Source organism: Streptomyces capoamus (genome assembly GCF_014654935.1).
GTDB classification, from domain to species: Bacteria; Actinomycetota; Actinomycetes; order Streptomycetales; family Streptomycetaceae; genus Streptomyces; species Streptomyces capoamus.
In genome coordinates this window covers 157,495-160,965 of the sequence record NZ_BNBF01000005.1, presented here as the reverse complement: position 1 = coordinate 160,965, position 3,471 = coordinate 157,495, and the positions used below count along the sequence as shown (strand labels likewise).

The following is a 3,471-nucleotide window of genomic DNA, read 5'->3' as shown; positions in this document are numbered from 1 at the left end:
CCAGCGCACTGATCCGGACGCCGTCGAAACCGAACACCGCGCTGCGCACGGTGTCCTCCAGCGGCTCCCGCCACCGCGCCGGGATCGCGTCCGCCCCGGTGAGGACGCCGGCCACCGAACCGGCCGTCGCCCCGTTGGAGTCGGTGTCCAGGCCGCCGCGCACGGTCAGCGCGATGGTCCGGGTGAAGTCGCCGTCGCCGTACAGCAGTCCGGCGGTGAGCACGGCGGCGTTCGGCACCGTGTGGATCCAGCCGAGCCCGGCGGTCTCCTCGGCGACCGTGGCCAGCGTCTCCTCCCAGGGCAGCCGGGCCTCGTGCAGGGACGCCACCCGCCGTACCGTCCGGGCCAGCCGGCTGCCCGCCGGGACGACGGTCAGCGCGGTGTCCAGGGCGTCGCGCACCGTCGGGGCGGTGAAGGCCGCCGCGATCAGCGCGGCGGCCCACATGGCGCCGTAGACGCCGTTGCCGGTGTGCGAGAGGACCGCGTCCCGGCGGGCCAGACCAGCGGCCCGGACGGGATCGCCGGGGCAGGTCCAGCCGTAGACGTCGGCGCGGATCAGCGCCCCGATCCACTCCTGGTACGGGTTGTCGTACGTCGCCGTGAGCGGCGGTTTGAGCCCGTTGGCGAGGTTGCGGTAAGCGGCCCGTTCCGCCGTGAACGTCTGCAGGTACGGCAGCCGCAGCAGCCACAGGTCGCCGACCTGCTCGGTGCTGAAGCCGAAGCCGTGCGTCTCCAGCAGGTGCAGGCCGAGGATCGCGTAGTCCACGTCGTCGTCCCGGCAGCTGCCGTGGATCCGGCCGCGCACGCAGCTGCGCCACTCCGGGCGCAGCACGGCGGCCTCGGCCGGGTCGGCGGGCTCGGGGAGGTAGTCGGTCAGCGGCAGGGCCGCCGCCCGGCGCAGATAGCCGTCGATGCGGTCACGGGTCCACACCTCGCCCTGCTCGACCGGCTTGCCGAGCATGTTGCCCGCGATCCGGCCGAGCCAGCCGCCGTGGACACGGTCGGCGAGGTCCCCTCCGGGGCGCTCGGTGTTCATGACAGGGGTGTACCCGTTCTGCCGGGCGGCTCCCAGCGCCTTCCCAGGGTTCGGGCAGGGCATGACGGCGGGGGTGTCCTGCGGTTATCGTCACAGCGGCGCGACTGGCCCCGCCGTGCGCGGGGCCCGGAGAGCAAGGGGAACACAAGGTGGCGGACGCTGCAGTGAACGAGACCCGTCGGGTGCTCATCGCCGCGGACAAGTTCAAGGGCTCGCTGACGGCCGTACAGGTCGCCGAGCGGGTGACGGCCGGGCTGCGCGGGGTCGTGCCGGACCTCCGGGTGGAGGCGCTGCCCGTGGCCGACGGCGGTGACGGGACGGTGGACGCGGCGGTCGCCGCCGGCTTCGAACGCCGGGAGGTACGGGTCGCCGGGCCGCTCGGCCAGGAGGTCACGGCGGCGTTCGCGCTCCGCGACGGCACCGCGGTGGTCGAGATGGCGGAGGCGAGCGGGCTGCAGCGGCTGCCGGCCGGTGTCTTCGCACCGCTGACCGCCTCCACGTACGGCTCCGGGGAGCTGCTGCGCGCCGCGCTGGACGCGGGCGCGCGGACCATCGTGTTCGGCGTCGGCGGCAGCGCCACGACGGACGGCGGCGCGGGCATGCTGTCCGCGCTGGGCGCGCGTTTCCTGACCGAGGAGGGCGAGCCGGTGCCCCCGGGCGGCGGCGGCCTCGCCGGCCTCGCCCGGGCCGACCTGTCCGGTCTCGACCCCCGGCTGGCCTCGGTCGACCTGGTGCTGGCCAGCGACGTCGACAATCCCCTGACCGGCCCGAAGGGCGCGCCGGCGGTGTACGGCCCGCAGAAGGGTGCCTCGCCGGACGACGTGGAGACGCTGGACGCGGCGCTGGCCCGCTTCGCGAAGGTGCTGGAGGCCGAGGCCGGTCCGCGGGCCGCCGAGTACGCGGTGTCACCGGGAGCGGGCGCGGCCGGCGGCATCGGCTACGGCGCGCTGCTCCTCGGCGCGCGGTTCCGCCCCGGTATCGAGGTCATGCTGGACGTCCTGGGTTTCGCCCCCGCCCTGGAGCGGGCCTCGCTCGTCGTCACCGGGGAGGGCTCCCTGGACGAGCAGACCCTGCACGGGAAGGCACCGGCGGGAGTCGCGGCGGCGGCACGCGCCGCGGGCAAGCAGGTCGTGGCGGTGTGCGGGCGGCTGGCCCTGCCGCCGGAGGCGCTGCGGCGGGCCGGCATCGCGGAGGCCTACGCCCTGACCTCGGTCGAGCCGGACGTCGCCCGGTGCATCGCGCACGCGGGCCCGATCCTGGAACGCGTGGCGGAGTCGATCGCGCGGGACTTCCTGAGCTGACCGGGCGTCCAGCCGGCGGAGCGTGGACGTCCGGGGCACGGACGCCCCGTGCGGCAGATGGGCATCTGCCGCACGGGGCGCGGGATCAGCGTCCGTCGCCGGGCCGGTCGTCCGGACCGCACTTGTCCGGGGTCCCGTCGAAGTGGATGCAGGCGGTGACCTTCACGACGTAGTTGCTCGTGGAGTTGTCGCTGTAGGTGGTCTTCCCCGCGCCCTGGTTGTTCAGGAGGCGGAGGCCCTTGGTGTTCTTGCGGTCGAACTCCGAGTAGACCCCGTTGCCGTCCGCCTGCTGGTCGGTGACGCCGACGTTCTTGTTGCCGTTCGACTGCAGGCTGAAGGCGTAGGCGAGGTGGATGTTCGGGTTCGTGTGGTGGTTCAGCTGGGACGTGACGTCCTCGCCGGCGTCGGCGTAGGCCGGCGAAGCCCCCGCAATGGCGCCGAGCATGACAACTGCCATGGCGGCCTTCTTGGCGCTCCTGGAAAACTGCATGATTCTCCCCTTTGACGCAGCAACTCACCTGCTGCGATTGGCGGTCATCACGACGAAGGCCCTCGGATGTGACGCACCCATGGGAAGGCGACGCCAGGCAGGTCAGGCCTGGCGGCTTCGCTTGCAGAGCCCCCCGTGGGCAGCGAGGAGAAGGCCTTCCTCGCGACCGATGCAAGATCATATACCAAAACCGAAGCCAAGCAAGGGCTATTGCGGCACGGCGATGTGGTATAGGGAAGCCCCTCTTTCGTCGCATGATCGCTTTGGCTTACCATCGGCACCGATCGCGGGAGGCTGACCTCTCTCGCGCAACGGGGGACTGTTCACGGGGACGCTGCTTCATGCTCGCCGGAAGAGCCCGCCATCCGCGGGACAGGGGGCTCGTCCCTGCCCCGCGGCGCCACCGCGACGTCACACGGTGACGCGGCAACAGCTACCTGAGGGCACATCACGTGAGCAATTCCGACATCGGGCCCGCGCCCGGCCCGGTACTCCACATCCAGGACCTGAACCACTCGGTCCGGAACCGGACGCTGTTCAAGGACCTGCAACTCAGCGTCAGCGCCGGGGAGTCGGTGGCGATCACGGGGCCGAGCGGCTCGGGCAAGAGCACGCTGCTGTCGTCGATCCTCGGTCTGGTCAGG

Annotated in this window: 4 protein-coding genes; 2 read left to right on the top strand and 2 right to left on the bottom strand. The window is 72.7% G+C overall.

Annotation, left to right across the window (positions count from 1 at the left end; genetic code table 11):
* Positions 1-1,036, bottom strand: a 1,036-nt coding sequence (locus IE312_RS10475; protein ID WP_189980553.1) for an ADP-ribosylglycohydrolase family protein, incomplete at its 3' end; no start/stop codon positions are given.
* A gap of 164 nt (positions 1,037-1,200) precedes the next feature.
* On the opposite strand from IE312_RS10475, the gene IE312_RS10470 reads away from it, so the two are divergent.
* Positions 1,201-2,337, top strand: a complete 1,137-nt coding sequence (locus tag IE312_RS10470; RefSeq protein ID WP_229899479.1) for a glycerate kinase — start codon at positions 1,201-1,203, stop codon at positions 2,335-2,337.
* A gap of 85 nt (positions 2,338-2,422) precedes the next feature.
* Here the strand turns inward: IE312_RS10470 and IE312_RS10465 are convergent, their stop codons facing one another.
* The gene (locus IE312_RS10465) at positions 2,423-2,827 is read right to left on the bottom strand and encodes a hypothetical protein (protein ID WP_189980552.1); all 405 of its coding nucleotides are present in this window, start codon (positions 2,825-2,827) and stop codon (positions 2,423-2,425) included.
* A gap of 452 nt (positions 2,828-3,279) precedes the next feature.
* Here IE312_RS10465 and IE312_RS39490 point away from each other — a divergent pair.
* Positions 3,280-3,471 (top strand): ATP-binding cassette domain-containing protein (locus IE312_RS39490; RefSeq protein WP_229899477.1); only part of this gene is annotated, 192 nt, incomplete at its 3' end.